Genomic DNA, 26,210 nt, shown 5'->3' on the forward strand with positions numbered 1-26,210 from the left:
GCAAGCGGAGGCAATCGCGCAACGTGCACGCAGCCCGTTGTCGCCTCATCTTCAAGGGATAAGCAACGATGCACCAGTACATGCACCGCCAATGCCTGTTCGTGCTCCCGCTTTACGGGCGGTTGCCGTACGGCTGAGTATCTGAGGTGCCGAAAGAGCCGCGCCGTGTTACTTTCCGTGTTCTGAAAAGCATGCGATTGCCCGGTGCCCGCTGCCGTCCCGGGGGAGAGATCTTGATGTTGAAATGGATTCGCAAGTGGTTCTCTACGGCTTCAGCGAGTAGACCATCGGAAGAAAGCCTCAGTAGTGCTGGCCGCTTTGATCTGTATGTCCAAGGCACTGCACCACTTCCAATCAGTCGTTTTGCATCGTTGAAACAGGCCGAAGTCTTCGCTCAGTGCAGCTTTAAGGACCAACACTACCGTATTGTGGATTCTTACACCGGTGACGCCGCAGCCTTCAACTACAAGGAGATTGCGCTGCTTCCGAAGCCGTTCCTCCAAGGAATTGACATTACAGGTCAGGTAACGCCTTCGCCGACGTTCATCCGGGAGCTACATGCTAGGAAGCCGATGCTAGCTCAGCCCACTTTCTGTTGGCAAAACTGTCTGCTGACCATCCTGAGCCTTCAGGCCTCACATCCGCAGCTTCGTTATGCACTGTCACTCATTCATCACCCGGAGGCGGGGGTCGAGGGGCATGCACTGATCGAGCACGCAGGGCGATTTTACGATCCCACCCTGGAGTATCAGTCGTTACTCCGCCCGCTGGTCACCTACCGGCTCCTGGAGGTACTGGAGCCGGATCATCTGATTGGGCAGATCCACGCGCGATTTGGTGAGGATGGCCTCAAAGAAATGCGCCAAGGACGGCGAGCGTGGTCAAATTTCCGCGTGGATGCTGGCGGTTCGCGGATCTTCGACCTTTGAATATCGCGTAATTTTCACGAGCCGCAGCATCGGCGCCGCTGGATGAGCCGCTGCAGGTGTTCAACTGCAATGCAGCGGCGTCTTGTCGAGATGGCGCGTCATGTCGACAATCCCCAGGGATTGGCCGGCGGCGGCCACCAGCTTTGCGGCTTATCTTCAAAGGGAGAAGGCATGAGTCATTACTTTGATCATGCGAGTCAGGAACTGCACAGCAAGATCGCCCAAGCCAAGGTGTACATCACCCGGCACAACCCGACCACTGGCGCACTGGCCGAAGCGGTGCTTCGCCAGTTCCTCAAAGATCACCTGCCGGGGGCGGTCAGTGTGGAGCAGGGGTTCATCATCGACAGCGCGGGCGGTTTGTCCAGGCAGTGCGACATTCTGATTTACGACTCGCACCGGTATGCCCCGTTCTATCGAGTAGAGGGTGTGGTTGTGGTGCCGGCGGAGTCGGTGCTTGCAATTATCGAAGTAAAGACCTCGATCAACCGCGCCGGATTTCATGAAGTGATTCGCTATTTCCAGAGTTTCCAAAACCTGCAACTGGCGGCGAGGACGTACTTGTTCATGTTCAACGCTCCGACGTTGGGGGCAGTCAGCAGGCACTTTCACTCATTTCGGCACCCAGGCAGCTATCAGGAGTTCGATCATGATACTTTCCATTTCCTCCCGGACGAAATCACCGGCCTAGACCATTCCTACCATTTGCAAAGAGGCATGGTCATCCACGACCGCGATGCCATGGGCTATCTCTCGTATTTCTACGAGGATCACGAAGGTACCGCGATCAACGCGCTGGAGCGGTTCTTCCTGTCTGTGTATGCCTGCGTCGAACGCCACCTGAGCAGTGGCCAGCCTGCAGGTGTGCTGGTGCCGCGATTGTCCTATCACAACAGTTCGCCAAGCAAAACCATTTTCGCCATCGACTTGTTCCCCATGTAACCTTGGGTATGCGCTGCGTGCTGCTCACACCGATCAATGGGGCAACAACTGCAGCTTTGCGCATTCGTCATCTGGCATAGATGGCAATCGTCCCGTTTGAGTCAGCTGTTTACTCCGGTGCGGATTCACTAGCACCCGTTGTCGGTCCGAGGAGCTTACTCGCCCGACTGTCCAGCAGGGCGCCTGCCTGGAAGTAGCCCATCACAGTGCTCACACTGCGGTGCTCGGTCATTGCCATCACCTCACCGAGCGGCACGCCCTGGCGTCTTGCCTCGGTGACGAAGCCCGAGCGCAGGCTGTGTGCTGCCCAGTCCCCGTCAAGGCCTGCCATCGCCGCACGGCGTTTGACTATTCGCGCGACCTGGTCGCCGGACAGGCCGTGTGGTGCGACCCGGCCACCTCTGTACAGGCGGCGAAACAGCGGGCCGCGGCTGGCCGGTGCTGCGTCCAGCCAGCCGCTCAGTGCCCGTGCCGCCGGCCCCTGCAGCGGCTTTTCCCGCCGCACGCTCCTACTATCGGTTTTGGTTGCCCCAAGCGCATATAGCCAAGTGTCAGCTTCCAGACAGCGAAGGTCCTCAATCTGCAGTCCCACGATTTCTGAACGACGCCGCCCACCCCTGAACCGGCAGGTTGAAATTTTTCGCGGTGACGTCGAAGTGCAGATAGTTTCCTCCGGGAAAGCAGACCTGCGGAGTAGGTAGCGGGCTCGCATTCATGTTGAATCTCCTAAGTTACGCAGGCGATGGGGCCTCGTAATGGACCCCATCGCCACAGCCAGATTTATCGGTGGCTAACCACAACTGCTGGGTTATCTACGGGGGCTGGGAGCTGTTCAGCCCAGATACCCTGGTCGATATTCACATCCTGAAAAGCACTGGTGGTCAGGACTGGTTCGGTAACACCCGCTTTACGTTGCTTGTCGTAGTCTGCGAGCAGTCTGAGGCCAACCTTACACAGCAACGTCAGGGCGATCAGGTTTACCAAGGCGGAAAGGGTCATGGTGATGTCGGCAAACGCGAATACTGTTGATAGGTCTTCCATCGAGCCCCAGAGGATGAGTGCTAGCACGACTGCGCGGTAGCCCAGAAGGACCTTGCGGCTTTCGCCAAGGATAAACTTCAGGTTGTTCTCGCCGAGGTAGTAGTTGTAGAGGATCGAAGTAAACACGAACAATGCCAGTGCAGCGCTAATGAAAATGCGCCCCCAGTCGCCCACAACCGCAGCTAGTGAATTTTGGGTCAGAACCAGACCGTCACCGGCAAAGCCGGGGGTGTAGAAGCCGGACAGCAAGATCAGCAGAGCAGTGCAGGTACAAATGACGAACGTGTCGAAGAACACGCTAAACGCCTGTACCACACCTTGAGAAATTGGGTGTCTGACCTCGGCCACTGCCGCCACGTTTGGAGCACTGCCCAGGCCGGCTTCATTGGCGAACACGCCGCGTTTGACCCCCATCACGATAGCGCTGCCAATGAGGCCGCCGAAAGCCTGGTCTAGGCCGAAGGCGCTTTTTATGATGGTCAGCAGCATCATTGGCACGTGATCGAACTGCAAAACAATCACGTAGAGTGTTACCGCCACGTAGGCTAGCGTCTTCACCGGTACCAACAGGTCTGCCACCTTCGCGATACGCTTGATGCCGCCTACAAACACCAGCCCCAGCACGACGGCCAGAACGATGCCCGAATGAGTGGGTTCGATGCCGAAAGCATTTTGCAGGGAGTGGGTTACGGCATGCGATTGCAGTCCGTTGAATGAAAAGCCAAAGGTGACGATGAGCAAAATTGCCATCAGTACCCCGAGCCATCGCTTGTTCAGTCCGTATTCAATGTAAAACGACGGTCCGCCGTAGAATTGGCCGCTGGCATCTTTACGCTTGTACAACTGGGCCAAGCTACATTCCATAAGCGTGGTCGCCATGCCAACCAGAGCTGTGACCCACATCCAGAAAACAGCACCCGGACCACCCATTGTTACAGCAACCCCAACGCCGGCAATGTTGCCTGCACCTACCCGGCCCGCGAGGCTTAACATAAGCGCTTGAAACGAGCTAATTTGCGCTGAACTGCTGGTGAGGCTGTCTTTGAAAACTTTAAACATGTGCAGGAAATAGCGAAGCTGCACAAAGCGTGTCTTGATGGTGAAATAAGTCCCTAGTCCGACGACCAGGACGATGAGCAGCTTTCCCGAAAGAAAACCATTGATGGCTTCGAGCATGGCGCAACCTAATTGTTATTATTACTGGGGGTAGTGCGAGCTTCACGCGGCCGACTTGGCCGCGTGGTAAAGATATGATCCGTTTAGGCGCGGTCTTGCAAAGCCTTGATGTGCTTCCACATCAGGGCGGGATTCGAATACATCGGGAAATGACCGCAATCAGGGATGCACGCCAGTTCCACGCCTTGTGCAGCGATATGGTCGAGGTAGGACAGGTGTGAGTTGGTTATCCCATACATGTATTGGCGCGGGAAAGGTAGTGCGAGGAACTTGTCCATCAACTGAGCATTGTCGGACAAGTCCACCATCGATTCGAAAATGCCACGCACTGCGCCGGTCCGTACTTTATGCGCGAGGCTGGCGGCATAGAGTGCACTTGCAGGATCAGAAGCCAACCGGGTGCGATTGATAAAATCACGGAAGAAGCCCGCGTCGTCCTCACGATCATGATCATGGATCTGCCGACTCAGGAAGCAATCCTCAGGTGCGATGTTGCCTTCGATATCAACGAAGGTTTGAATGCGATCAGGCTCTTCGTGAGCCAATACCAAACCGGTCAGCCCCCCCATGGAATGGCCTACCAGGTGAAACTTGTCGATTCCGAAATGCCTGAGCACGGCCTGCGCGGTTTTCACGAGGAATGGGACGTTGATGCGCGAGAGGTCGGCGCACTCCGTTTCACCGCAGCCTGGTGCATCATAGGCAATGAAGGGGTGTCCTTCGAAAGACGCTTGCAGCGTGATATCGGCGTAGTCTTCTTTGGTGGAACCGAAACCGTGGAGGAACAGGATGGGCGTTTTTGGCCCGGTGCGGTGTATCACCGCCAGATCGAGCTGCACACCATCGATGCTCAGTGGGATTTTCTCGTACGTGAAGCGGGCTGCATGGGACACGGATACAAACTCCTATAACAGAGTCCCCAATGTTGAACGTGCCAAATGATTTGTAAAATACGAAGCCACGAACCCTGTCATACGCCTGGCCTATGACTGCAAATCTTGTCTTGCATGGTCGATCATTGCCTCCACCAATGGGTTTTTGTGCTCGCTATGCCAGGCCATGGCCGTGATCACCACTTTCACTTCGGGATGCAGGGGGCGGATAAGGACGTTCTCCGGCGCGAGTTTACCCATAGACGTCGGTACCAATGCGATGCCCTGTCCGCAACTGACAAAGGCGACTTGTGACGATACGGACCGCACCTGGTGGACGATGCGCGGTGCGAAGCCGCTGGCTTTACACTGCCCAACCAGGTAGTCGAAGTACACAGGACTCACATCCCTTGAAGCCATGACCAGGGTTTCGTCCGCGAGAGATTGTAGAGAGATCGACTCCCTGGCAGCTAACGGATGGTCTTTGGGTAATGCTACAGCCAGCCTATCTTCGGACAGCGGCAAGGATTGAATATGTCGACCGAGATTCCCTTCCAGGCGTGCGAATGCAATGTCGATATCACCCGCCTCCAGTGCGGGTATGGCTTCCGCGCTATCTATCTCCCGAACCGATACCGTAATCAACGGATGGTTCTGTTTGAAGCGCTCGATCAACGGGGGTAGCACGTCGATCATCGCCGATGTAATGGCCCCGATGGTCACCACGCCGGCATGGCCGGCGACGGCTTCGTGAACTGCCAACTCGAGTCGCTCCAGTTGATCAGCGAATTTCCGGACCGCGGGAAGAATCGCGGCGCCGGCGGCAGTCAGCTGCGCTCCGCGGCGAGAACGGGTAAAAAGTTGAACGCGTAGCGACTGTTCGAGCGCCTGGATCTGCTCGGTCAACGGCGGTTGCGACATACCCAGCCGCTTGGCGGCGCGACTGAAATTTTGGTCTTCTGCCACAGCCAGGAACAGCCAAAGGTGGCGTATCAAGCGAAAGTTGATCACGGCGCTTTTCCATAGGTTTAGGCTATAACAAGCTTAGCTTCTTCGTAATATACGTATCAAATATCGGCGCCGATACTCAAGCCTCACCTACAAGAGGCCTGCAACAGATGAGCTTGAAAGCCCCGCTTGAACGCCTGGCTGCGCTCGATACCAACACAGTGTCGGACGCTCTGGACTTCCTCGAACTGCCTGGCGCCACTAACGGCCTGATGCCGCTGTGGAACTGCCCCAAAATTGTCGGCCGAGCCAGCACCGTGCAGTTGGGGCCAAAGCAGGACGTGGCGCCCACCGTTCACCTGATTACCCCGGTCGTGGAGCAGGTCACCACCGATGACCGCGTGCTGGTGATCGCCGGTGGTGTCGACGGTATCTCCAGCTGGGGCGACATCCTCGCCAACGCAGCCCAGCGCAAAGGCATTCGTGGATCGATCATCGATGGCTTCAGCCGCGACATCCGCGGCAGCGCAGATATCGGTTACCCGGTCTTCGGTCGCGGCGTGACCATGATCAGCGCGCGCAACCGACTCATCCAGATTGACGCGGCCGTCAAAGTTCGCATGGCTGGTGTTGAAGTTGACGAGGGCGATTACGTGATCGCCGACGAATGCGGCACCGTTTTCGTTCCGGCCAATGCCATCGAGAAAGTGCTTGATCTGGCCGAGCGTATTGACCGTCGCCAAGCCGGCATGGTCGACGCTGTTCGCGCCGGTCGCTCAGTCGAAGAAGTCATGCATGACACGCAATTCGAAGCCATCAAGGTGGAGCACTGATATGAGCCTTTCTGATAAAGACCTGGTTGCCTTGTTCGAAGGCTTGGATACCCCGGGTGTGTCCGACGCGATGGATAAACTGGGCCTTCCGGGCCAGGCCTTCGGTATCTCGCCATTGGCCAACTACAGCCAGGTCGTGGTCGGCCCTGCCTTCACTGTTCAGTACGTCAGTGCGAGTACACCGCCCGGCACTGTCGGTGACTTCATTGATGAAGTAGCGCCTGGTGATGTGGTGGTCATCGCCAATGACGGCCGTACCGATTGCACGGTGTGGGGCGACATCATGACTCAGTACGCACTGGCCCGGGGTATTGCCGGCACGGTCATTGACGGTGTCTGCCGCGATGTGAACAAAGCGCTGGGCGAAGGCTACCCGCTATTCAGCAAAGGCCGTTTCATGCGTACTGGCAAGGACCGCGTGGAGGTCGTGGCCGTCAACCAGCCAGTGTCGGTTGGTCAGGCACGAGTTTGCGCCCGCGACATCGTCGTAGCTGACGCCAATGGTGTCGTCATTGTTCCGCGTAATCGTGCGCAGGAGGTCGCTGAAACGGCACGTCGTATCGAACACGTAGAAGCGCAGATCCGCGAACAAATCGCCACTGGCAAGAGCCTCAAAGAAACTCGTGCCGCCCTCGGTTACCACACCCTGCAGAGCAAACAGCCATGAGCCTTCCACACGATTTTCAGAACATTGCAAAGGTCCTCGGTAGTTCCACTCTGTACGAGGCTTCTGGGTTGCCGTCTGCAGTCGACCGCGAGATTCGCGCTGTCTGGAAGGGCGCCTTCATTGCCGCGCCCGCGTACCCACTGCAGTGTTCGCCTGGTGACAATCTGGGCCTGCACTTGGCCGTGGCCAAAGCGCCGCGCGGTAGCGTCCTGGTCTGTGATTGCGCCGACTTCATTGCTGGCTACTGGGGTGAAGTGCTCACGGTGGCGGCGGAAGCCGCAGGCATTGTCGGTTTGGTAATCAATGGCGGCGTACGCGACATCGCCGCGCTTGAAGCGCATGGCTTCCCGGTGTTTGCGCGGGGTATATCGGTAAAAGGTACCGTCAAGGCGACTACGCCTTCAGTAGGTAAACCGTTCGACTTCAGCGGTGCACAAGTAAGCGCCGGCGATCTGGTCGTCGCGGACGAAGACGGTGTGATCATCATCCCGGCGGATGCAGTCGAGCGCACGCTACGTGAAGGCCAAAAGCGCGCTGACAAAGAGGCAGCGTTCATGGCCAAGCTGCGCGAGGGTCACACCACCATGGGCCTGATGGGGCTTACTCACCCGGAGGAACACGCGTGAGCCTGCAAACGCTGAACCGTCGCTTGGAGGCTGCCAAACCTTCGGCAACCTACAAGATCATCGACCGCGTGGCTGCGCGACGCGCAGAAGGGGTGAAGATTATTTCGCTTTGCGCGGGTGAGCCTGACTTCGATACGCCGGAGCACATCCGTACCGCAGCCATCAGTGCAATCAACAATGGTCATACTCGTTACACCCAGGTGGCCGGCCTTCGTGTGTTGCGAGAAGCCATCGCGCGCAAATACCAGCGTGAAAATGGTCTCGACGTCAGTTGGCAGGACACGCTGGTTTGCAGCGGCGGCAAGCAAGTCATCTTCAATGCCCTGGCCGCAACCCTCAACGAAGGCGACCAAGTTGTGATCCCCGCGCCGTACTGGGTCAGCTATCCAGAAATGGTTGAGCTATGTGGTGGCGAGTCGCGCATTGTCGCTTGCGGCGCTGAATCGAGCTTTAAGTTGACCCCGCAAGCACTGGCCGAAGCCATCGGCCCGAACACCCGCTGGCTGATCCTGAATTCGCCGTCCAATCCCACGGGCGCCGTGTACGATCGCGACGAACTGCAGGGTCTGGCTGAGGTGTTGCTGGCCCATCCGCAGGTTCTGATTCTCGCTGACGACATTTATGAGCACCTGATTTTCGACAACCGTGACTTCCTCACGCTTGCCCAGGTTGAACCACGTCTGGCTGCACGGACGTTGACCATGAACGGCGTGTCGAAGGCCTATGCCATGACGGGGTGGCGAATCGGGTTTGCTACCGGTCCCCGCTGGCTGCTCCAGGCGATGGAGAAACTTCAGGGGCAGCAGACTTCAGGCGCTTGCTCCATCTCCCAGCACGCAGCAATCGCTGCCCTTGACGGCCCGAAAGACTTCATTGCCCATAGCCGCGAAGTCTTCCAGCGGCGTCGCGACTTTATGGTCGAACTGCTCAACCAAGCGCCGGGCATTAGTTGCGAAGTCCCAGGAGGGGCTTTCTACGCTTTCGCCGACTGTTCTGGGTTGATTGGCAAGCGTTCTCCCGCCGGTTGTGAGTTGGTCAATGATGAGGCGGTGGCCCTGGCGTTGCTAGAGGAGGCCAACGTTGCAGTTGTTCAGGGCAGCGCTTTTGGTCTTTCTGGCTACCTGCGCATTGCTTACGCGCTCGATGACGATTCTCTGCGCGCGGCGTGTCAGGCTATCCACCGCTTCTGCGAGGACGCGCAATAGCTAGATAAACACGCCGAAGCAGAGCAGCGGAAGGCTGCACCTCTCCAATTGCATATGTGCAGTACAGGTGGTGCAGCTTTTTTATTTGGAAGCGTGGTGGTGGAAAACGTCGAGCGGGTCATGGTCGAGGACAGCCTGCCGCCGCTGGAGGCCACCCGCAAGTCCATGGATCAGATTCAGGGCGCACTGGTCGGGATCGGGCTTGTGCTCTCGGCGGTGTTCCTGCCCATGGCGTTCTTCGGCGGTTCGACCGGGGTCATCTACAAGCAGTTTTCCATCACCATCGTCTCGGCCATGGCGCTGTCGGTACTGGTCGCCCTGGTCTTCACCCCGGCACTCTGCGCCACCATGCTCAAACCGCCCGCTGCCGATCACGGCCACAAGCGCGGGTTCTTCGGCTGGTTCAACCGCACCTTCGACAAAGCGATCGGCCAATACGAGCGTGGCGTTGTCGGCGTGCTCAAACGCAAGCTGCCGTACCTGATGATGTACGTGATGATCGTGCTGGCCATGGCCTGGATGTTCACGCGAATCCCCACGGCATTCCTGCCGGAGGAGGATCAGGGGGTGCTCTACGCGCAGATCCAGACGCCGTCCGGCGCAACCGCGGTGCGCACCCAGGCGGTCATCGACGAGGTACGCCGCTATCTGCTCGAAGACGAGGGCGAGACGGTTGCATCGGTCTTCAACGTCAACGGCTTCAACTTTGGTGGCCGCGGGCAGAGTTCGGGTCTGGCCTTCGTCATGCTCAAACCTTGGGAGCAGCGCAGTGAGCCGGGGCAGGGCGTCTTCGAGCTGGTAGAGCGTGCCCATCAGCACTTCGCCACCCTGCGCGACGCCAAGATCAATGCCTTCGCTCCGCCTGCGGTCATGGAGCTGGGCAATGCGACGGGGTTCAACCTGTACCTGCAGGATCGCGCCGGCCTGGGGCATGAGGCGTTGGGGGCGGCCCGCGACCAATTTGTCGAACTGGCGGCCAAGGAACCGGCGCTGGCCAATGTGCGCGCCAACGGCCCGCGTGACGAGCCGCAATACAACCTGGTCATCGACGACGAGCGTGCGCGCGCCCATGGCCTGTCGCTGGCCGACATCAACGAGACCGTGGCGATCGCCTGGGGTGGCAACTACGTCAACGATTTCATCGACCGCGGCCGAGTCAAGAAAGTCTACGTCCAGGGTCAGGCGACCTCGCGCATGAGCCCAGAGGACCTGGGCAAATGGTATGTCCGCAATGCCAGCGGGCAGATGGTGTCGCTAAGTACCTTCGCCCGCGGTGAGTGGAGCTACGGGCCGCCGAAGCTGTCGCGCTATAACGGGGTGCAGGCTCTCGAGCTTCAGGGCGAGCCGGCAGCCGGTTACAGCTCCGGTGACGCCATGGCGGCGATCGAACGGATCGCTGGTCAATTGCCCACCGGCGTGCGCTTCTCGTGGACCGGCCAGTCCTACGAGGAGCGGCTGTCGGGCGATCAGGCGCCGGCGCTGTTCATTCTTTCGCTGCTGGTGGTGTTCCTGTGCCTGGCCGCGCTGTACGAGAGCTGGTCGATACCATTCTCGGTGATGCTGGTGGTGCCGCTGGGGGTTATCGGCGCGCTGCTGTTCACCAGCATGCGCGGCTGTCCAACGATGTGTTCTTCCAGGTTGGTCTGCTCACGACCGTGGGTCTCTCAGCGAAAAACGCGATCCTGATCGTCGAGTTCGCCAATGACCTGCACAAGCAGGGCATGAGCCATTTCAACGCCGCGGTGATGGCCTGCCGCATGCGCCTGCGCCCGATCATCATGACCTCGCTGGCCTTCACCCTGGGCGTAGTGCCGCTGGTGCTGTCGAGCGGGGCAGGGGCCGGCAGCCAGCATGCCATTGGCACAGGCGTGATCGGCGGGGTCATTACCGGAACCTTGCTGGCGATCTTCTGGGTGCCGCTGTTCTACCTGGCCGTCAACTCGCTGTTCCAGCGCTGCCGGCAGGCCGCGACCCCCACTCAATTCTCAACAAAGGAGTAGAGCCAATGACCTGGCTTTGTGTATCACGCCTGGGTAGCTGTGCCCTGGGGCTGTTTCTGTCGAGCGCCGCGTGGGCGGCGCAGGATGCGCGGATCGGACACCAGCGGGCCATGCAGGCCTACGCGCAAAAGACCGGGTAAGCTGCGCCGGTGGTTGTGGAGTACGAGTACGGGAAAAAACTCGACATAGCCAGAATGATCGGGATGACCGAGTCAATCCTGTCATGTAAGCCGGTGCCCATGGCCATGACCTACGAAGACCATTTCGGTACGCTCAATACGGTGTTGTACTCGGCAATGGGCACCTGTCCGAAAAGTTGATCAGGCTGCCGGGAGTGGCACGGCCGCCTGATTGCCACTGGCTGGGGTCCTGGTTCATCTGCTTATCGTCGCGGACATTCTTCCGCTTGGCGGTGAAGCCGTTCGGCGGTCGCAAGCACTCCAGCTGCGGCCCGACAGGGCAGGGGCGCTATGCACAGGAGTTCTTAATAGCGCTGAAGACAGCCAACCTCGGGCTCTGAACGATGCGGTCGGTGGCCGGCCTGGCCCCTGACCGCAAACCGGGCTCAGTTAGCGAGGCCGGCCTTTTCCAGCACCTTGTCCAGCCATGACTGATCTAGCGCACCCGTAGCGATTTCAGCTTTGACCCGCTCTTCATGGGCTTCATGGGCGCGGGCGTGGCCAAGCAACTGCTCGGCGACTTCCTGCGGAAAGGCCACCACGCCATCCTCGTCGCCGACGATGATGTCGCCCGGGTTAACCAGCATGCCGCCGACCGACACCGGAACGTTGATCTCACCAGGGCCGGTCTTGTAAGGGCCGCAATGCACCACGCCACGGGCATAGCAGGGGCTGGAGCGGAATGCGTCCACATCGCGGATCGCCCCGTCGACGATGAACCCCACGCAACCGCGCTGTTCGGCGTACAGCTTGATGAGCTCGCCGATGACCGCATTATTGGTGTCGCCCTGGGCGTCGATCACCAGCACGTGGCCCGGCTCGAGCAAGGTCAGGGCCTTGTAGATATAAAGGTTGTCTCCAGGCCGGGTCTTGATCGTCAGTGCAGTGCCCACCAGCTTGCCCGTAGTGTTGTAGCGTGTCAGGCCGCGGGCGCCGATGTGGCGGCCGAGATTGTCGCTGATGTGCGGGGTGACCACCGAAGCGAAGGCTTCGATGATCGAGGAGGGGGCCAGAGCCGGTGAAGCGAGGATGCGGGACCCGGGTAACGACATGCTTAATCTCCAGGATGAAGGGGTAACCATCGGGGTGTACGCCGATGGTAGGAGAGAACAGTCTTTGCTTTTAGCGATATTTTTTAATCAGAAATCATCGCCTCAGGTGATGATAAGCCGATCAAAGTCACAAGTTTGCTGGGCCAAGCGGGCCACTTCGACGGTCAACCCCTGGTAGCGGTCTGCCCTGTGAACGCAGACGTAGTTAATGGTTGGCAGCGGTTGCTGCGTGTTGATGACCTTCAAGCGCTCCTGGGCGATCAGCGTACCCATGCAGGCCAGCGGCAAGTAGCTGATGCCCACTCCGGAAATGGTCAAGCCCACCTGGGCGACGAGGTAGTTGCTGGTCAGGGTCTTGCCCAGACGGATGTCATGTTCGGCGAGCCAGCGCTCATAGGTCTGGCCAGTGCCCGAACTTCCACCTTGGGTCAGCACGGTAAACGAAGACAGTGTCTGAAGGCTGATGGCCTGACCGCCCGGATACAATGCTGGCGCACACATCCAGGCGTTCTCGACGGCTCTCAAGGGTGTGCTTATGAAGCGCGGGTCGTGAAAGATGTCGGGCACGATGATGAGGTCCAGCTCATCGCTTTCCAGGCGTCGCAGCAGGTCGGTGCTGAGCTCGATGGAAGGCTCCAAGTCGACCCGTGGGTAGCTCTGGTGGATGCGCTCAACAAGTGAGGGCAACCAGGTGAGCGCGGTAAGCTCGGTTACCCCTAGGCGAAACCGCCGGATCAGGGTTTCCTTTGAGCTGATACGTTCGAGCAGGTCGTCCCGCTGCCGCAGCATGTCGACTGCACATCCATGCAGTTCGATGCCCTTTTGCGTCAACCGGGCAGTGCGTCTGGAGCGATCGAATATCGACACCCCGAATGCGTCCTCCAGTTCCTGAACCCGCTTGGAAATCGCCGACTGCGACATATTCAGCTTGGCCGCTGCGGCCTCGAAACTGCCCAGTTCGACAATCCAGTAGATGGCTTCTATCTGCTTCAGGGTGATCATGGTGTTACCTCGGCGTGGCGGCCGATTGCGGCATAAGGGATGGTTATTGTCCACCAAAAGCGATGATTTGGGTTGAGTTTTTGTCGCTTTTTTTCTTGTATTGCCCTGCCTAGATTACCCGCGGATTACAACAACAAAGGTATGCAGATAATGTCGACCGCTGAAATAGCCCATGCCAAAGGGCGCAGCAGTTACCGCTGGATCGTCGCCGGGATGATCTTTTCCATCTACACAATCGCGGCGGCGGACAGGGCCAATCTCGGTGTCGCGCTGCCGTTCATCCGGCAGGAATTTGAGATGAGCAACGCCCAGGCAGGCGGGCTCATGAGCCTGTTCCTGTTGGCCTACGCACTGGCCCAGATTCCGGCCGGGCTGGCGTTCAGCAGGTTCGGCGTCAGCCGTATCCTGCCCGGCGCGATGATCATGACCTCGGTGTTGACCGGCCTAGTCGGCACGGCGGGCTCCCTGTTGGCACTGAAACTCTATCGCCTGGGCCTGGGCGTTGCCGAAGGCCCGTTGCCGATCAGCATGACGACCACCATCAACAACTGGTTCCCCCCCCGGGAAAAGGGCATCGCGTCCGGGATCTTCCTGTCGGCAGTGAAGTTCGGCCCGGTCATCGTGCCGCCACTGTGCGCCGTGATCATCTCGCTCTGGGGTTGGCGTGAAGTGTTCTACTTCTTTGCAGTACCCGGGATCCTGCTGTCGATTGCCTGGTACTTCATGGTTGCCGATCACCCCTCCAAGAGTCGCTTCGTCAATCAGGCAGAGCTGGACTACATCAGTGAACCCGCCGCGGCCGACACGCGTCCGACAAGCGCCGGCAGCACTGCCGGGCAACCTGCGGTGCGTAGCTTCAGCCGGCTGGACGCCTTCATTCGCCGCCGCGAAGTCTCGCAGCTTGAAACCCGGCGGCAGGTGTTCGGCTCGTGGCAGATCTGGGGCAGTGCGCTGAGCTACTGTTTCCAGCTGGGCGTGTCCAGCGTGCTGCTAGCCTGGATCCCGACCTACCTGATGACCGTCAAGGGCTTCTCGGTAATGAACATGGGGCTGGTCTCGGCGGCGCCCTGGGTCGGCGCGGTGCTCGGCAACCTGCTGGGGGGCTACTGTTCGGACCGCTGGCTGGCCGGGCGCCGCAAGCCCGGGATGCTGCTGTCGGCACTGGGCACCTCGGTGATGATGTACCTGTTGATCAATTCGCCCGCCGACCCTCTGGCGTACGGGCTGCTGCTGATGGCCACAGGCGTGGTTCTGAGCCTGGGCTTTTCGTCGTACATGGTCTATCCCATGGCGCTGGCCAGCAAACAGACGTTCCCGATCGCCAATGCGATCGTCAACATGGTTGGCCAGTTGGGCGCCGCTGCCACGCCGTTCCTGACCGGCCTGTTGCTCGACAGCTATGGCTGGAGCTACGTCTTCTCCTATCTGGCGATCGGTTCGTTCGTCAGTTTCGTGTTGCTGTTGACCATCATCGAGCCGGTGCCCAGAGCCGCTACGTCTTGAGGCTTTGCACCGCTCATCCTTTCATTTACTACCGTTCCAAGGAGCTGCTGATGAATACCGAAGACAAAGAACTGGTCGCGCTGTTCGAGGGGCTCGACACCCCCGGCGTGTCGGATGCCATGGACAAGCTGGGCCTGCCGGGACACTGCTTCGACGTCATGCCGCTGGCTGACTACAAGCATGTCGTGGTCGGCCCAGCATTCACCGTACGCTATGTGTCTGCAAGCGTGCCGCCAGGCACCGTGGGAGACTTCATCGAGGAGGTGGGCGAGGGCGATGTGGTGGTGATCGACAATGATGGTCGCACCGACTGCACCGTCTGGGGCGACATCATGACCCAGTACGCCGGATCGCGAAAAATCGCCGCGACGGTGATTGATGGCGTCTGCCGCGATGTCAACAAGGCGCTGGGTGACGGCTACCCGCTGTTCACCAAAGGCCGTTTCATGCGCACCGGCAAGGATCGGGTTGAGGTTGGCGCGGTGAACGAGCCGGTCTCCATCGGCCAGGCCCGGGTCTGCCCGCGGGATATCGTCGTGGCCGATGCCAACGGCGTCGTGGTGGTGCCACGCGGGCGTGCCCGTGATGTCGCCCAGCTTGCCCGCCAGATCGAAGCCGTGGAGGCCGACATCCGCGCTGCCATCAGCCAGGGCAAGACCTTGAGGGAGGCCCGCGAAGATCTCGGCTATCACACCCTGCAGCGCAAAGGGTAAGTGCTCCTGGGCCTGCCGATGGCAGGCTCGTGGACTCGCCAGGTCCGCTAGTGAGGCGAGCTTGCTGTTACGGCTGCGACTGAACGCATGAACACCGGGCCGCCCGGCATACCTGAAATGCCGGGATTGATTAGCAGCCCTTTGCCCATCCCAGTAGACTTGCGCAGCCGCGCGATAAGCTTCACGCCCGGCGGCGCGCCTCCTCGAAACATGTTTGGCGATGGTAACCACCGACGTCGATTTCCTCCCACCCGAAGGCCTTTTGTGAACGCTGTTCTCCGTCTCCCCGGACCCGTCGGCATCTTTTGCCTGGGGGTACTCCAGATCATGGTCTGGGGTGGGTCTTTCTTTCTGCTGGCGGTCATGGGTGAGCCCATCCTGCGCGAGACTGGCTGGGATGGCCATTGGGTCTATGGCGCGCTGTCGCTGGGCTTGATGGTTTCTGCAGTGCTGGCGCCGTTGTCGAGCCGACTAATCGCCCGATACGGTGGGCGAAGGCAGTTGTGTGCCAGCGGCATCGTGGTGGGGGCGGGGCTGTTGATCGTTGCCAATGCCCACAGCCTGGAGGTGTTCCTGCTGGCCTGGGTCATCATTGGCGCCGGCATGGCCACTGGTCTCTACGAAGCCCTGTTTGCCACCCTCGGCGCCTTGTACGCCGAGCGGGCGGGCAGGGCGATCACTGGAATCACATTGATATCTGGTTTTGCCACTACCATCACCTGGCCGCTGGTGGCGTTCGCAATCGAGCAGTTCGGCTGGCGAGTTACCTGTACCGCTTATGCGCTGATGCTGATTGTCGTGGTCTGGGTCATCATTGGCGCCGGCATGGCCACTGGTCTCTACGAAGCCCTGTTTGCCACCCTCGGCGCCTTGTACGCCGAGCGGGCGGGCAGGGCGATCACTGGAATCACATTGATATCTGGTTTTGCCACTACCATCACCTGGCCGCTGGTGGCGTTCGCAATCGAGCAGTTCGGCTGGCGAGTTACCTGTACCGCTTATGCGCTGATGCTGATTGTCGTGGTCGCGCCGCTGTACCTATGGGTACTGCCGGCGGGCGCTCACGGGACCAAGAACAAGCCTGTGGCGGCGGCGAGCGATGTCAGCATCGACCGACGTCTGTACCTGTTGCTCATGTGGATCTTTGCGATCGGCGCGATCATCATGACAGCAATTTCAGTGCAACTGGTGGCAGTACTGCAGGGGTTGGGCCACAGCCTGGCTACGGCAATCGCGCTGAGTGCACTATTGGGGCCCAGCCAAGTTGCTTCGCGCGTGCTGCAGATAGTCGCCCGCAAACGTCACCCGATCTGGACCGCATTGGTGTCTTCAGTGCTAGTGGCCGTGGGCGTGGCACTGGTTGCGCTGGCGCCTGGCGCAACGGCACTGGGGCTGTTGCTTTACGGCTGCGGCAATGGCCTGCGGGCCATCGTCCGGGGTTTGCTGCCCCTTGCGCTGATGCCGCCGGCGCAGTACGTCGCGCTGATGGGCAAGATGTCGCGGCCTTCGCTCATCGGTCAGGCGCTGACGCCGTTGGTCGGCGGCTACCTGCTTCAGCACTTTGGCGCCATGGGGGTGCTGGCAACGCTCGCTGCCTTGGCCGCCGTCAATGTCGTGCTGGTGCTGCTGGTCATGCGGTCACTGCCGGGCCGGCCCGTGTGAGCGCAACCCTCAAGGAGTCAATGGCAATGTCACAATTGGACCGTGAAGAACTGCTAATCGATGGCCCGGTGGGCAAGCTCCACTTGCTGCTCGACCATCCGTCAACCTCACCGAAAGGGGTGGTTATCATCAGCCATCCGCAGCCGTTGTTGGGCGGCAGCCCTCAGCACATCGTGTCAGTGTCCCTTGCCAGGCAGTTGTGTGCCAGCGGCTGGCTGGTGGTACGGCCGAGTTTTCGCGGCGTGGGGTTAAGCGAGGGCAGTCATGACGGCGGCATCGGCGAGACAGCGGACAGCCAGGTGGTGCTCAAGCACATGGCGGGAATCATGCCAGGGCTGCCCATCGCCTTGATCGGTTTCTCCTTTGGCGCCTATGTGTTCGCTAGGCTGGCCAGCGCAGCGGCGGGAGAGTTTGACGCCTTGGCCCTGATGGGACTGCCGGTTGGCGATGTACCAGGGGGCCGCCATTACCCGGCGCCAGACCTGCCCGACGATTGCCTGCTGGTGCACGGCGGGTGTGACCAGATGGCGCCCCTGGTCAGCCTGATGGACTGGGCCGCCGGCGAACACCGCCGCGTATCGATGTACGCCGGCGCCGACCACTTTTTCAAAGGCTGCCTGAGCCGGGTCGGAGAAGAAATCTGCCGCTACCTGCAGGACAAACGGCCCGAACGCCCGGCTTAGACGGCCATGCCTGCCAGGCATAGCTGTTAGACCTGTGGCCCCTCTTCCCCCAAAACGACGCTATGCAAAGCTGTAACCCGAGTTGGCAAAACAATAACAACAAGGGTAGCGATCATGAATGCAAACATGAGCACGGCACGTCCGTTGACGCGCAAAGAGCGTACAACCGCAATTGTTGGTGTGTGTTCCGGCAACTTGGTGGAGTGGTACGACTTCTTCATCTACGCCTACACGTCGATCTACTTCGCATCACTGTTCTTCCCCGCTGGCGACCAGACCAGCCAACTGCTGGCCACGGCCGGTATCTTTGCTGTCGGTTTCTTTATGCGCCCGCTGGGTGGCTGGATTTTCGGCTACATCGCCGATACCCGTGGGCGCAAGATCTCGATGATCATCTCGGTGTTCATGATGTGCGGTGGCTCGTTGATGATCGCGGTCATGCCCACTTATGCCACGGTAGGTGTCGCAGCACCCGTTCTGCTAGTGATAGCCCGGCTGATGCAAGGGTTGTCGGTGGGCGCCGAGTACGGCACCGGCGCCACCTACATCAGCGAGGTATCCCGCGCCGGGCGGCGATCGTTCTACGGCTCGTTCCAATACATGACGATCATTGCCGGGCAACTGTTGGCGCTGCTGACGGTTGCGGTGCTGCAAATGGTGCTATCTGAGCAGGATCTCAAGGCTTGGGGCTGGCGGGTGCCGTTCCTGATTGGCGCGCTGGCTTCGATCGTGGTGGTTATCCTGCGCCGTACCATGCGCGAAACAGCCACTGAAGAAGGAATGAAGAGCAAGGAGTCCGGCTCGCTCCGGGGGCTGATGCAACACCGCCGCGCGGTGCTGCTCACTTTCACCATCACCATTGGCTGCTCGCTTTATTTCTACACCTTTACCGCTTACATGCAGAAGTTCCTGGTAGTGAGTGTCGGCATCCCGGCCCCCACGGTGAGCATCATCATGGCTTGTGCATTGGTGATCTTCATGCTGGCGCAGCCGGTGTTCGGCATGCTTGCTGACAAAATCGGCGTGCGCCGCAACATGATCTTGTTCGGCCTGCTGTCCACCTTCCTGGTAATCCCGTTGCTGTCCGCGATCAAGTCAGTGCAGGACCCGCTCGCAGCCTTTGGGCTGGTGCTCGCAGGGTTGCTGATTGCAGCCTTCTATACACCGGTCACTGGTGTGCTCAAGGCCGACTTCTATCCGCCGACTGTGCGCGCACTGGGCGTGGGCCTACCTTACGCAGTAGGGGCCGCGATGTTCGGCGGTTCGGCCGAGTATGTGGCGCTGTCCTTCCGCTCAGTGGGAATGGAACAGTACTTCTACCTGTACGTGGCCGCGATCGGCGCCATCACCCTGGTGTCGGCCCTACTGATGCCAGATCTTGGCAAACACGGTTACCTCGATGGGGACGGCAAGGTCGAAGAGAACATCGGCGTACGCAAGTTCATGGGGCGTAAATCCCTGCCTACCCACCCCAGCCATTGAGGCAAGGCGAGCATGACTACTGAAAGGAAGAAGATCGTGCGCTTCGACGTCTGGTATCACCCGGTGATGGCTCAGATCCTCGAAGCTTCGCCCGATGTCGTGCTGCAAACCGTTGCCCGTGACCAGCCGCCTGCCGTCATCCTGCAGGCGCTGCGCAACTGCCAAGTGTATCAAGTACCTTCGGCGCGGGACGAGCTCCCGCGGCAGTGGTGTGTCACCGAAGCGCTGCTCCGCCAGTTGCCTGACCTGCTCTGTGTCTCGACCAATGGTGCAGGCTTTGACACAGTGGATGTCGAAGCTTGCACTCACGCGGGTGTCCTGGTCGTCAACCAATCGGGCGCCAACGCCCAGTCGGTGGCCGAGGCCACGGTGGGGTTGATGCTCGATTGTGCGCGGCGGATCAGCGAATCGGACCGGCGCCTGCGCCGGGATCGCGGGTTTTCTCGCGAAGATCTGATGGGTAGCGAGTTGTGCGGCAAAAGCTTGGGTCTCATCGGTATCGGTGAGATTGGTACACGTGTCGCACGCATAGCCCAGGCCCTGGGCATGCAGGTCCTGGCCCATGATCCCCTGCTGAGCGCGGAACAGATCGGCCAGCGGGGCGCTACCAGTTGCACGTTGCAGAGCCTGTTACAGCACAGTGATGTAGTCTCGCTGCATTGCCCACGTCTGGCTTCGACCTTGAACCTCATGAACGCGTCGGCTTTCGCAGCGATGCGCAAAGGGGCTGTATTCATCAATACTGCACGTGGCGGCTTGCATGACGAGGGCGCCCTTTATGACGCGTTGGCCTGCGGCCATCTTGGCGCTGCGGGAATCGACGTTTGGGACCAAGAGCCGCCTGCGTTGGATCATCCTTTGCTTGGCCTTGAAAATGTGGTCGGCCTGTATCACACCGCAGGCGTCACGCGCGAGGCCCGCAAGCGCATGGGCGCGTGGGCGGCAGAGCAGATTCTGCAGTTGCTGCGCGGGGAGCGGGGGCCACGCATGGTCAATCCGCAGGCGTTTGAAGCGTACCGGCAACGACTGCAGGCCAAGAACCATCGCGATACCTGATGCCGCTTGAAGCTGGCTCTGGCGGGCGCTGATCCGCCAGAGCATGTCCTCCCCACCTTGGTGTCCCTCTTCGGGCCTTATCGCGGGCTGTCGCTAGCTTCCACAGGTATCCGGCGAGCCCGGAACTGGCACTTCAATTTGTGGGAGCTAGCGACAGCCCGCGATAAGGCCGCCAGAGAGGTCTCAAGACAATGCGATTCAGGTAGGTAACGCCGCCGGCAAGGTCATGGCGGGCGCACATTCAAGGCAGTTTGTCAGGCGGGGCATTGCTCGGGCTTCAGCAAGGCATTGCACATCCGCAAGATGTGCTGCTCGATCCAACTTTCATCGAAGGCCGTATTGCCAACCCGCAGACTGTTGCCGCTCTCGATGATCGCCAAGATGGCAACGGCAGTTCGGGCAGGGTCGCTCACGCGATACAGGCCGATAGCGCACCCCCCCTCGATAATCTGGCGCAGTGGCTCGGCCAGTTGCCCCATTGCCCGCTCCAGCCAGAGCCGGTGGCGGTCGTTCAGGTGCCTGACTTCGTGACGAAGGACCATCTCCTCCTGGGGAAGGGCCACTTGCCGTGCCAGCGCAAAACGCACATAAGCATGCAGAGATTGAGGTTGGGCGCCGTTTTCCCAGGCCTGCTTGCGGCGTTCGATGATGTCGAGCACCACATTGAGCAGCAGATCCTGTTTGCAATCGATGTGATGGTAAAGGCTGCCGGGAAGAATGCCGACGCGCAGGGCCAGCTTTCTCATGGTCATGGCGGTATAGCCAATCTCGACCATCAGTTCGGTTGCAGCCTGGGTCAGGGAGGAGGGACAGGCACGGGCGGCTTCAAGCATAGGCCGGCAACCTCGAAAGTGCGCGCAGCACCCGGCAGAGCAGGCGTTTGCAGTGGCGCCGGGGCCGGGATGTACCAGTGAGCAGATACATGGGCACCTCTCTGGAAAGGTGCCCCCGGTACCGCTCACCGCTGCGCGTCAGAACAGAGGTGGTGTGCGGTGCCGGGAGCGATAACGGAGGCTTCAGCCGGCTTGGAGCAGCATGGCCCGGGCGCGAAGGATCACGGGCGCGTCGACCATCTGGCCATCGAGGGTGAATACGCCGGCGCCAGTTTCAGCGTGTTCAACCACCCGCTGCGCCCAGTCCAGCTCGGCAGCCGAGGGCTTGAGTGCGGCGTGAATCACGTTGACCTGGCCAGGATGGATGCACAGAGCGCCGGCAAAGCCCATGTCCCGGGCGAAATGCACCTGGCGCTGCAGCCCGTCGGTGTCCTGAATGGCAGGGAATACGCCGTCCAGAGGCGCGGCAAGCCCGGCGACACGGCTGTGCAGCAGCACCGCATAGCGGGCATGGTCCAGTACCTGTTCGGCAGCGGCACTGCCAGTGTTCAGCCCGAGGTCCAGGCCCAGGTCCAGGCTGCCGAACGACAGGCGGTCGACGCCTGGCGCCGCCGCCAGGAGGGGCAGCGCGGCAAGGCCCTTGGCACTTTCAATGATTGGCCATACCGCTTTGCCAGTGGCATGGGCACGTTCGATCTGGCCGACGGTTTCCGCTTTCGGCAGCAGGATGCCAACGACGCCGGTGTGGCGCTGACACAGCGCCAAGTCGGCCTCATGGGCCCAGTGGCCCGGCGCGTTGACGCGCACAAGCACTCGGGCCTGGGGTTGATCGCTGAGAAACTGCTCGAGGTTGTCGCGCGCCTGTTCCTTCAGCGCCTCTTCAACGGCATCCTCAAGGTCAACGATGACTCGATCTGCGCCACTGACCAATGCCTTGGGTATGCGCTCTGGGCGGGTAGCTGGCACGAACAGCGCGCTGCGTACGATCTCTGCGTTCATGGGCGTACCCCCTGGACGAATTCGATTTCGCCAACCTGCGCCTGACCGGCCTGATTACCCGCCCAGACCTGCGCCTTACCGTCACCGGTCAACCGCCCGCCGACTTGGAACGCATCCGGGCAGATCAGCGGGCGCACACCGCGATAGCTGAAGCGGCGGACGTTCAGTTGCGGGTTCGCGCGCACGAAGGCGCGCAGGTTCAGGGTAGCGATCAGTGGACCGTGGACCACCAGACCCGGGTACCCCTCGGTTTCGGTGACGTATGGCCAGTCGTAATGGATACGATGTCCGTTGAAGGTCACCGCCGAGTAGCGGAACAGTAGCGTCGGATCTGGCTGCACGCTTTCGCTCCAATCGCCGTGGGGCATCGGCTCGGTGCCGCCAAGCTTGGGCGGTGAGGGCTCGCGGTAGACGATGTCCTGCTCTTCAACCAATGCTCTCTGCCCGTCCTGCACATATTCATGCTGCACGGTGACGAACATCAGGGAGCCGGTGCGCCCGTGCTTCTCCTCGACATTGAGGATGGTCGAGCGGCGGGACACCTGAGCATCGATCCGCAGCGGGCGGATGAATTCCAGGCGCCCCCCGGCCCACATGCGGTTGCGGTTGTCTGCCGGGGGCAGAAAACCGCCCCGCGCCGGATGGCCATCGCCACCTAGGCCGACCGCTTCGACAGGCTCCTGGAAAAACGCCCAGTGCCAGAGTGCGGGTAAGGCATCACCAGGGGCGGGTGCCGGCTCGCTCAAAGTGGCAGCTATGCGCTTGACCAGGTTATGGCTGATGCAGTCATGGACAGTCTCGCTGCGGCCAATCCATGTTTGGGGTGCAGGTGTACTCATTTTTTATTGTCCTTTACAGCGTCGAAGTCAGTTCCGGTACGATCTCGAACAGGTCGCCGACCAAACCGTAATCAGCTACCTGGAAGATAGGTGCTTCTTCATCCTTGTTGATCGCGACAATGACCTTGGAGTCCTTCATGCCGGCCAGGTGCTGAATAGCGCCGGAGATACCCACTGCAATGTACAACTGCGGCGCTACGATCTTGCCAGTCTGACCGACCTGCATGTCGTTGGGCACGAAGCCTGCGTCTACCGCTGCGCGCGAAGCGCCAACCGCAGCGCCGAGCTTGTCGGCCAGGCTATACAGGTGGCTGAAGTTTTCACCGTTGCCCATGCCACGACCGCCCGACACCACGATCTTGGCGGCCGTCAGTTCGGGACGGTCGGACTTGGCCAGTTCTTCGCCGACAAATGCCGACAGGCCTGCATCTGCAGCGCCTGCCAAGGCCTCGATTGGCGCGCCGCCGCCTTCTGCCGGTACGGCCTCAAAAGCGGTGGAGCGCACTGTGATGACTTTTACCGCAGCGCTGGACTGGACGGTGGCAATGGCGTTGCCGGCGTAGATCGGGCGCTTGAATGTGTCAGCTGACTCGACCGAAATGATCTCGGAGATCTGGTCGACATCCAGCAGCGCAGCTACCCGCGGCAAGAGGTTCTTGCCGTTGCTGGTGGCCGGGGCCAGCACGTGGCTGAAATCGCGACCCAGGTTGGCCACCAAGGGCGCCACGTTTTCCGGAAGCTGATGGGCGTAGGCGGCATTGTCAGCCAGCAGCACTTTGGTCACCCCAGCGCACTGCGCGGCAGCGAACGCCACACCGGCTGCGTCCAGTCCGGCTACGAGCACCACGATGTCAGCGCCGATCTGGTGAGCGGCGGCCAGGGTGTGCAGGGTTGGGCTGGCGAGGGTGCGATTGTCGTGTTCAGCAATTACCAGAATGCTCATCAGATCACCTTCGCTTCGTTCTTCAGCTTTTCGACCAGTTCGGCCACCGATTTGACCTTGATGCCAGCGCTGCGGGCAGCCGGGGCTTCAACTTTCAGGGTCTTGTTGGTGGAGGCGAGGGAAACGCCCAGCGCATCTGGAGTAACGGTTTCCAGCGGCTTTTTCTTGGCCTTCATGATGTTCGGCAGCGACGCATAGCGTGGCTCGTTCAGGCGCAGGTCGGTGGTGACGATGGCAGGCAGGTTCAGCGCAACGGTCTGCAGGCCGCCGTCGATTTCACGGGTGACGTTCAGCTTGTCGCCAGCCACTTCGACCTTGGAGGCGAAGGTGCCTTGGGCGAAACCGGTGAGCGCCGCCAGCATCTGGCCAGTCTGGTTGTTGTCGCTGTCGATAGCCTGCTTGCCGAGGATGACCAACTGCGGCTGCTCCTTGTCGACAACGGCTTTCAGTGCCTTGGCGACGGCCAGGGAGCTCAGTTCGTCAGCGGCTTCGACCAGGATGGCACGGTCGGCACCCAGGGCCAGGGCGGTACGCAGTTGCTCCTGGGCGGTGGTCAGGCCGACGGAAACGACCACGATCTCGCTCGCCACGCCTTTCTCCTTCAGGCGTACGGCTTCTTCGACGGCAATTTCGCAGAAGGGGTTCATGGACATCTTGACGTTAGCAAGGTCGACGCCGGAGTTGTCCGCCTTGACGCGAACCTTGATGTTGTAGTCGACCACTCGTTTGATTGCGACGAGCACTTTCATAGGCAGGGATACTCTGTGTTTAAGCGATGGCAACGGGCGGGAAAAAAGAGGGGTCAGATGACCCCTGAAGCGCGCAGTTGCTGAATACGTTCAAGGGGCAGTCCGAGCCCGGTAAGGATGCTTTCGCTGTGCTGGCCCAGCGCGGGGACCGGGTCCATGCGCGGTGCATAGGCGTTGCTGGTGGCGGGCGGCAACAGGCTGGGTACTGAACCCGCGGCGGTGCCGATCCGCCGCCAGCGGTCGCGGGCCTGCAGTTGCGGGTGGGCCCAGACACCCTGCATGTCATTGACCTTGGCATTGGCGATGCTTGCCCCATCGAGGCGCCCGATTACCGTGTCGAAGTCCAGCGCAGCAAAGGCCTCGACGATCAGTCCGCGCAGAGCATCGCGATTGGTCACGCGCTTGAAGTTGGCGCTGAAGCGGTCATCACTGGCCAGTTCTGGTTGCTGCAGCACCTGTTCACAGAAAAGCTGCCACTCCCGCTCGTTTTGCAGGCCAAGCATGACGGTGCTCCCGTCACCCACCGGGAACGGGCCGTACGGATAGATGGTGGCGTGCGCCGCGCCGGCACGTGGCGGTGGTGCGGCACCTTCGTAGGCGTAGTAGAGCGGGTAGTTCATCCACTCCACCAAGGCCTCGAGCATGGACACTTCCACCTGGCTGCCGATGCCGGTCTTTTCCCGCAACAGGACCGCCGAAAGGATACCGGTATAGGCATACATGCCAGCGGCGATATCAGCGATCGAGTTGCCGGCCTTGGCCATCCCGTCTTCCCCCGGCCCACCAGTGACCGACAGGAAGCCGCCTTCGCTCTGAATCAGCAGGTCGTAGGCTTTCTTCTGTTCATAAGGGCCGCCCGCGCCATAGCCGGAGATATCGCAAACGATCAGCCGTGGGAATCGCGCGTGCAGCGCCTCGAAGCTCAGTCCCAGGCGAGCGGCCGCACCTGGTGCCAGGTTCTGCACCAACACATCGGCCTGCTCTAACAGTTGGTCGAGAATATCGCCGGCGATTTCCTGCTTGAGGTCCAGGGCCAGGCTCTCTTTCGAGCGGTTGGTCCACACGAAATGCGAGGCCAGACCGTTGACCCGCTGGTCGTAGCCCCGGGCGAAGTCGCCACTGCCAGGGCGTTCCACCTTGATGACCCGGGCGCCCAGGTCGGCCAATTGGCGGGTGCAGAAGGGCGCCGCGATAGCGTGTTCAAGGCTGATGACGGTAATGCCGTCAAGGGGGCGGATGGGCTGGCTCATGCTGGTTGTCTCTCTTGTTATGGCAG

Annotated in this window: 24 protein-coding genes and 2 pseudogenes; 14 read left to right on the plus strand and 12 right to left on the minus strand. The window is 60.4% G+C overall.

The genetic code is table 11. The annotated features are described in order from the left end of the window. The first annotated feature begins 236 nt into the window (after positions 1–236). The gene (locus tag ACZ899_RS05955; RefSeq protein WP_234561189.1) at positions 237–929 is read left to right on the plus strand and encodes a hypothetical protein; all 693 of its coding nucleotides are present in this window, start codon (positions 237–239) and stop codon (positions 927–929) included. A 69-nt stretch (positions 930–998) separates the two neighbouring features. Next, the gene (locus ACZ899_RS05960) at positions 999–1,871 is read left to right on the plus strand and encodes a DUF6602 domain-containing protein (protein WP_234561190.1); all 873 of its coding nucleotides are present in this window, start codon (positions 999–1,001) and stop codon (positions 1,869–1,871) included. 109 nt (positions 1,872–1,980) lie between these two features. On the opposite strand, the pseudogene ACZ899_RS05965 reads toward ACZ899_RS05960, so the two are convergent. The 4 genes and pseudogenes from ACZ899_RS05965 to ACZ899_RS05980 all read right to left on the minus strand — a co-directional run. Beyond that, a pseudogene (locus ACZ899_RS05965) lies at positions 1,981–2,487 on the minus strand (tyrosine-type recombinase/integrase); the annotation flags it as partial. A gap of 164 nt (positions 2,488–2,651) precedes the next feature. Beyond that, on the minus strand, positions 2,652–4,088 hold the full coding sequence (locus ACZ899_RS05970; RefSeq protein ID WP_234561191.1) for an alanine/glycine:cation symporter family protein: 1,437 nt from the start codon (positions 4,086–4,088) through the stop codon (positions 2,652–2,654). An 83-nt stretch (positions 4,089–4,171) separates the two neighbouring features. Then, complete coding sequence (locus ACZ899_RS05975) at positions 4,172–4,981, minus strand: alpha/beta fold hydrolase (RefSeq protein WP_234561192.1); 810 nt, start codon at positions 4,979–4,981, stop codon at positions 4,172–4,174. 90 nt (positions 4,982–5,071) lie between these two features. Further along, positions 5,072–5,971 carry a LysR family transcriptional regulator gene (locus tag ACZ899_RS05980; protein WP_234561193.1) on the minus strand — a complete coding sequence of 300 codons (900 nt, stop codon included), beginning with the start codon at positions 5,969–5,971 and terminating at the stop codon, positions 5,072–5,074. Positions 5,972–6,078: 107 nt separating this feature from the next. On the opposite strand from ACZ899_RS05980, the gene ACZ899_RS05985 reads away from it, so the two are divergent. The 6 genes and pseudogenes from ACZ899_RS05985 (at position 6,079) to ACZ899_RS06010 (ending at position 11,559) form a co-directional block, all read left to right on the plus strand. Next, positions 6,079–6,741 (plus strand): RraA family protein, encoded by a 663-nt coding sequence (locus ACZ899_RS05985; protein ID WP_234561194.1) that lies wholly within the window; start codon positions 6,079–6,081, stop codon positions 6,739–6,741. 1 nt (position 6,742) lies between these two features. Further along, positions 6,743–7,408, plus strand: coding sequence for an RraA family protein (locus ACZ899_RS05990; protein WP_234561195.1), 666 nt, complete (start codon positions 6,743–6,745; stop codon positions 7,406–7,408). Further along, positions 7,405–8,034 carry an RraA family protein gene (locus tag ACZ899_RS05995; RefSeq protein WP_234561196.1) on the plus strand — a complete coding sequence of 210 codons (630 nt, stop codon included), beginning with the start codon at positions 7,405–7,407 and terminating at the stop codon, positions 8,032–8,034. The genes ACZ899_RS05990 and ACZ899_RS05995 overlap by 4 nt, the downstream gene beginning before the upstream one ends. Beyond that, positions 8,031–9,239 (plus strand): pyridoxal phosphate-dependent aminotransferase, encoded by a 1,209-nt coding sequence (locus tag ACZ899_RS06000; RefSeq protein WP_234561197.1) that lies wholly within the window; start codon positions 8,031–8,033, stop codon positions 9,237–9,239. Before ACZ899_RS05995 ends, ACZ899_RS06000 begins: the two co-directional genes overlap by 4 nt. Before the next feature lie 93 nt (positions 9,240–9,332). Further along, a pseudogene (locus tag ACZ899_RS06005) lies at positions 9,333–11,239 on the plus strand (efflux RND transporter permease subunit); the annotation flags it as partial. A gap of 155 nt (positions 11,240–11,394) precedes the next feature. Next, complete coding sequence (locus tag ACZ899_RS06010; RefSeq protein ID WP_442799947.1) at positions 11,395–11,559, plus strand: DUF2790 domain-containing protein; 165 nt, start codon at positions 11,395–11,397, stop codon at positions 11,557–11,559. 245 nt (positions 11,560–11,804) lie between these two features. Here ACZ899_RS06010 and ACZ899_RS06015 read toward each other — a convergent pair whose 3' ends face one another. Both ACZ899_RS06015 and ACZ899_RS06020 read right to left on the minus strand, forming a co-directional pair. Then, the gene (locus tag ACZ899_RS06015; RefSeq protein ID WP_234561198.1) at positions 11,805–12,470 is read right to left on the minus strand and encodes an RraA family protein; all 666 of its coding nucleotides are present in this window, start codon (positions 12,468–12,470) and stop codon (positions 11,805–11,807) included. A gap of 102 nt (positions 12,471–12,572) precedes the next feature. Then, positions 12,573–13,472 (minus strand): LysR family transcriptional regulator, encoded by a 900-nt coding sequence (locus tag ACZ899_RS06020; RefSeq protein WP_234561199.1) that lies wholly within the window; start codon positions 13,470–13,472, stop codon positions 12,573–12,575. Between the two features lie 150 nt (positions 13,473–13,622). On the opposite strand from ACZ899_RS06020, the gene ACZ899_RS06025 reads away from it, so the two are divergent. The 6 genes from ACZ899_RS06025 to ACZ899_RS06050 all read left to right on the plus strand — a co-directional run bounded on the left by ACZ899_RS06025 (position 13,623) and on the right by ACZ899_RS06050 (position 20,571). Further along, a complete protein-coding gene (locus tag ACZ899_RS06025; protein ID WP_234561200.1) occupies positions 13,623–14,975 on the plus strand; it encodes an MFS transporter in 1,353 nt (450 codons plus the stop codon). Positions 14,976–15,025: 50 nt separating this feature from the next. After that, positions 15,026–15,688: an RraA family protein gene (locus ACZ899_RS06030; protein WP_234561201.1), complete on the plus strand. Its 663-nt coding sequence runs from the start codon at positions 15,026–15,028 to the stop codon at positions 15,686–15,688. Between the two features lie 327 nt (positions 15,689–16,015). Then, entirely contained in the window at positions 16,016–17,350 is a 1,335-nt protein-coding gene (locus ACZ899_RS06035) for an MFS transporter (RefSeq protein WP_485628010.1), read from the plus strand. Positions 17,351–17,376: 26 nt separating this feature from the next. Then, on the plus strand, positions 17,377–18,033 hold the full coding sequence (locus tag ACZ899_RS06040; protein WP_234561680.1) for an alpha/beta hydrolase: 657 nt from the start codon (positions 17,377–17,379) through the stop codon (positions 18,031–18,033). A gap of 126 nt (positions 18,034–18,159) precedes the next feature. Further along, a complete protein-coding gene (locus tag ACZ899_RS06045; protein ID WP_234561679.1) occupies positions 18,160–19,515 on the plus strand; it encodes an MFS family transporter in 1,356 nt (451 codons plus the stop codon). A 36-nt stretch (positions 19,516–19,551) separates the two neighbouring features. After that, complete coding sequence (locus ACZ899_RS06050; protein WP_326491852.1) at positions 19,552–20,571, plus strand: hydroxyacid dehydrogenase; 1,020 nt, start codon at positions 19,552–19,554, stop codon at positions 20,569–20,571. A gap of 254 nt (positions 20,572–20,825) precedes the next feature. Here the strand turns inward: ACZ899_RS06050 and ACZ899_RS06055 are convergent, their stop codons facing one another. The 6 genes from ACZ899_RS06055 to ACZ899_RS06080 form a co-directional block, all read right to left on the minus strand. Beyond that, positions 20,826–21,404 carry a TetR/AcrR family transcriptional regulator gene (locus tag ACZ899_RS06055; RefSeq protein WP_234561677.1) on the minus strand — a complete coding sequence of 193 codons (579 nt, stop codon included), beginning with the start codon at positions 21,402–21,404 and terminating at the stop codon, positions 20,826–20,828. Positions 21,405–21,587: 183 nt separating this feature from the next. Continuing rightward, entirely contained in the window at positions 21,588–22,403 is an 816-nt protein-coding gene (locus ACZ899_RS06060) for an HpcH/HpaI aldolase/citrate lyase family protein (RefSeq protein WP_234561676.1), read from the minus strand. Beyond that, a complete protein-coding gene (locus ACZ899_RS06065) occupies positions 22,400–23,242 on the minus strand; it encodes an HTD2 family dehydratase (RefSeq protein WP_234561675.1) in 843 nt (280 codons plus the stop codon). Before ACZ899_RS06065 ends, ACZ899_RS06060 begins: the two co-directional genes overlap by 4 nt. A 13-nt stretch (positions 23,243–23,255) precedes the next feature. Further along, on the minus strand, positions 23,256–24,185 hold the full coding sequence (locus ACZ899_RS06070) for an electron transfer flavoprotein subunit alpha/FixB family protein (RefSeq protein WP_234561674.1): 930 nt from the start codon (positions 24,183–24,185) through the stop codon (positions 23,256–23,258). Beyond that, on the minus strand, positions 24,185–24,934 hold the full coding sequence (locus ACZ899_RS06075; protein ID WP_234561673.1) for an electron transfer flavoprotein subunit beta/FixA family protein: 750 nt from the start codon (positions 24,932–24,934) through the stop codon (positions 24,185–24,187). Before ACZ899_RS06075 ends, ACZ899_RS06070 begins: the two co-directional genes overlap by 1 nt. Before the next feature lie 53 nt (positions 24,935–24,987). After that, positions 24,988–26,184 (minus strand): CaiB/BaiF CoA transferase family protein, encoded by a 1,197-nt coding sequence (locus ACZ899_RS06080; protein WP_234561672.1) that lies wholly within the window; start codon positions 26,182–26,184, stop codon positions 24,988–24,990. Positions 26,185–26,210: the final 26 nt, after the last annotated feature.

This window comes from Pseudomonas sp. TE31087 (assembly GCF_057284075.1).

What these genes read in the sequence shown, in the direction of transcription:
- ACZ899_RS05955 (WP_234561189.1), top strand. Translation starts at nt 237, where the DNA reads ATGTTGAAATGGATTCGCAAGTGGTTCTCTACGGCTTCAGCGAGTAGA.
- ACZ899_RS05960 (WP_234561190.1), top strand. Translation starts at nt 999, where the DNA reads ATGCAGCGGCGTCTTGTCGAGATGGCGCGTCATGTCGACAATCCCCAG.
- ACZ899_RS05970 (WP_234561191.1), bottom strand. Translation starts at nt 4,088, where the DNA reads ATGCTCGAAGCCATCAATGGTTTTCTTTCGGGAAAGCTGCTCATCGTC.
- ACZ899_RS05985 (WP_234561194.1), top strand. Translation starts at nt 6,079, where the DNA reads ATGAGCTTGAAAGCCCCGCTTGAACGCCTGGCTGCGCTCGATACCAAC.
- ACZ899_RS05990 (WP_234561195.1), top strand. Translation starts at nt 6,743, where the DNA reads ATGAGCCTTTCTGATAAAGACCTGGTTGCCTTGTTCGAAGGCTTGGAT.
- ACZ899_RS05995 (WP_234561196.1), top strand. Translation starts at nt 7,405, where the DNA reads ATGAGCCTTCCACACGATTTTCAGAACATTGCAAAGGTCCTCGGTAGT.
- ACZ899_RS06015 (WP_234561198.1), bottom strand. Translation starts at nt 12,470, where the DNA reads ATGTCGTTACCCGGGTCCCGCATCCTCGCTTCACCGGCTCTGGCCCCC.
- ACZ899_RS06020 (WP_234561199.1), bottom strand. Translation starts at nt 13,472, where the DNA reads ATGATCACCCTGAAGCAGATAGAAGCCATCTACTGGATTGTCGAACTG.
- ACZ899_RS06025 (WP_234561200.1), top strand. Translation starts at nt 13,623, where the DNA reads ATGTCGACCGCTGAAATAGCCCATGCCAAAGGGCGCAGCAGTTACCGC.
- ACZ899_RS06030 (WP_234561201.1), top strand. Translation starts at nt 15,026, where the DNA reads ATGAATACCGAAGACAAAGAACTGGTCGCGCTGTTCGAGGGGCTCGAC.
- ACZ899_RS06035 (WP_485628010.1), top strand. Translation starts at nt 16,016, where the DNA reads ATGGTCTGGGGTGGGTCTTTCTTTCTGCTGGCGGTCATGGGTGAGCCC.
- ACZ899_RS06040 (WP_234561680.1), top strand. Translation starts at nt 17,377, where the DNA reads ATGTCACAATTGGACCGTGAAGAACTGCTAATCGATGGCCCGGTGGGC.
- ACZ899_RS06045 (WP_234561679.1), top strand. Translation starts at nt 18,160, where the DNA reads ATGAGCACGGCACGTCCGTTGACGCGCAAAGAGCGTACAACCGCAATT.
- ACZ899_RS06055 (WP_234561677.1), bottom strand. Translation starts at nt 21,404, where the DNA reads ATGCTTGAAGCCGCCCGTGCCTGTCCCTCCTCCCTGACCCAGGCTGCA.
- ACZ899_RS06060 (WP_234561676.1), bottom strand. Translation starts at nt 22,403, where the DNA reads ATGAACGCAGAGATCGTACGCAGCGCGCTGTTCGTGCCAGCTACCCGC.
- ACZ899_RS06065 (WP_234561675.1), bottom strand. Translation starts at nt 23,242, where the DNA reads ATGAGTACACCTGCACCCCAAACATGGATTGGCCGCAGCGAGACTGTC.
- ACZ899_RS06070 (WP_234561674.1), bottom strand. Translation starts at nt 24,185, where the DNA reads ATGAGCATTCTGGTAATTGCTGAACACGACAATCGCACCCTCGCCAGC.
- ACZ899_RS06075 (WP_234561673.1), bottom strand. Translation starts at nt 24,934, where the DNA reads ATGAAAGTGCTCGTCGCAATCAAACGAGTGGTCGACTACAACATCAAG.
- ACZ899_RS06080 (WP_234561672.1), bottom strand. Translation starts at nt 26,184, where the DNA reads ATGAGCCAGCCCATCCGCCCCCTTGACGGCATTACCGTCATCAGCCTT.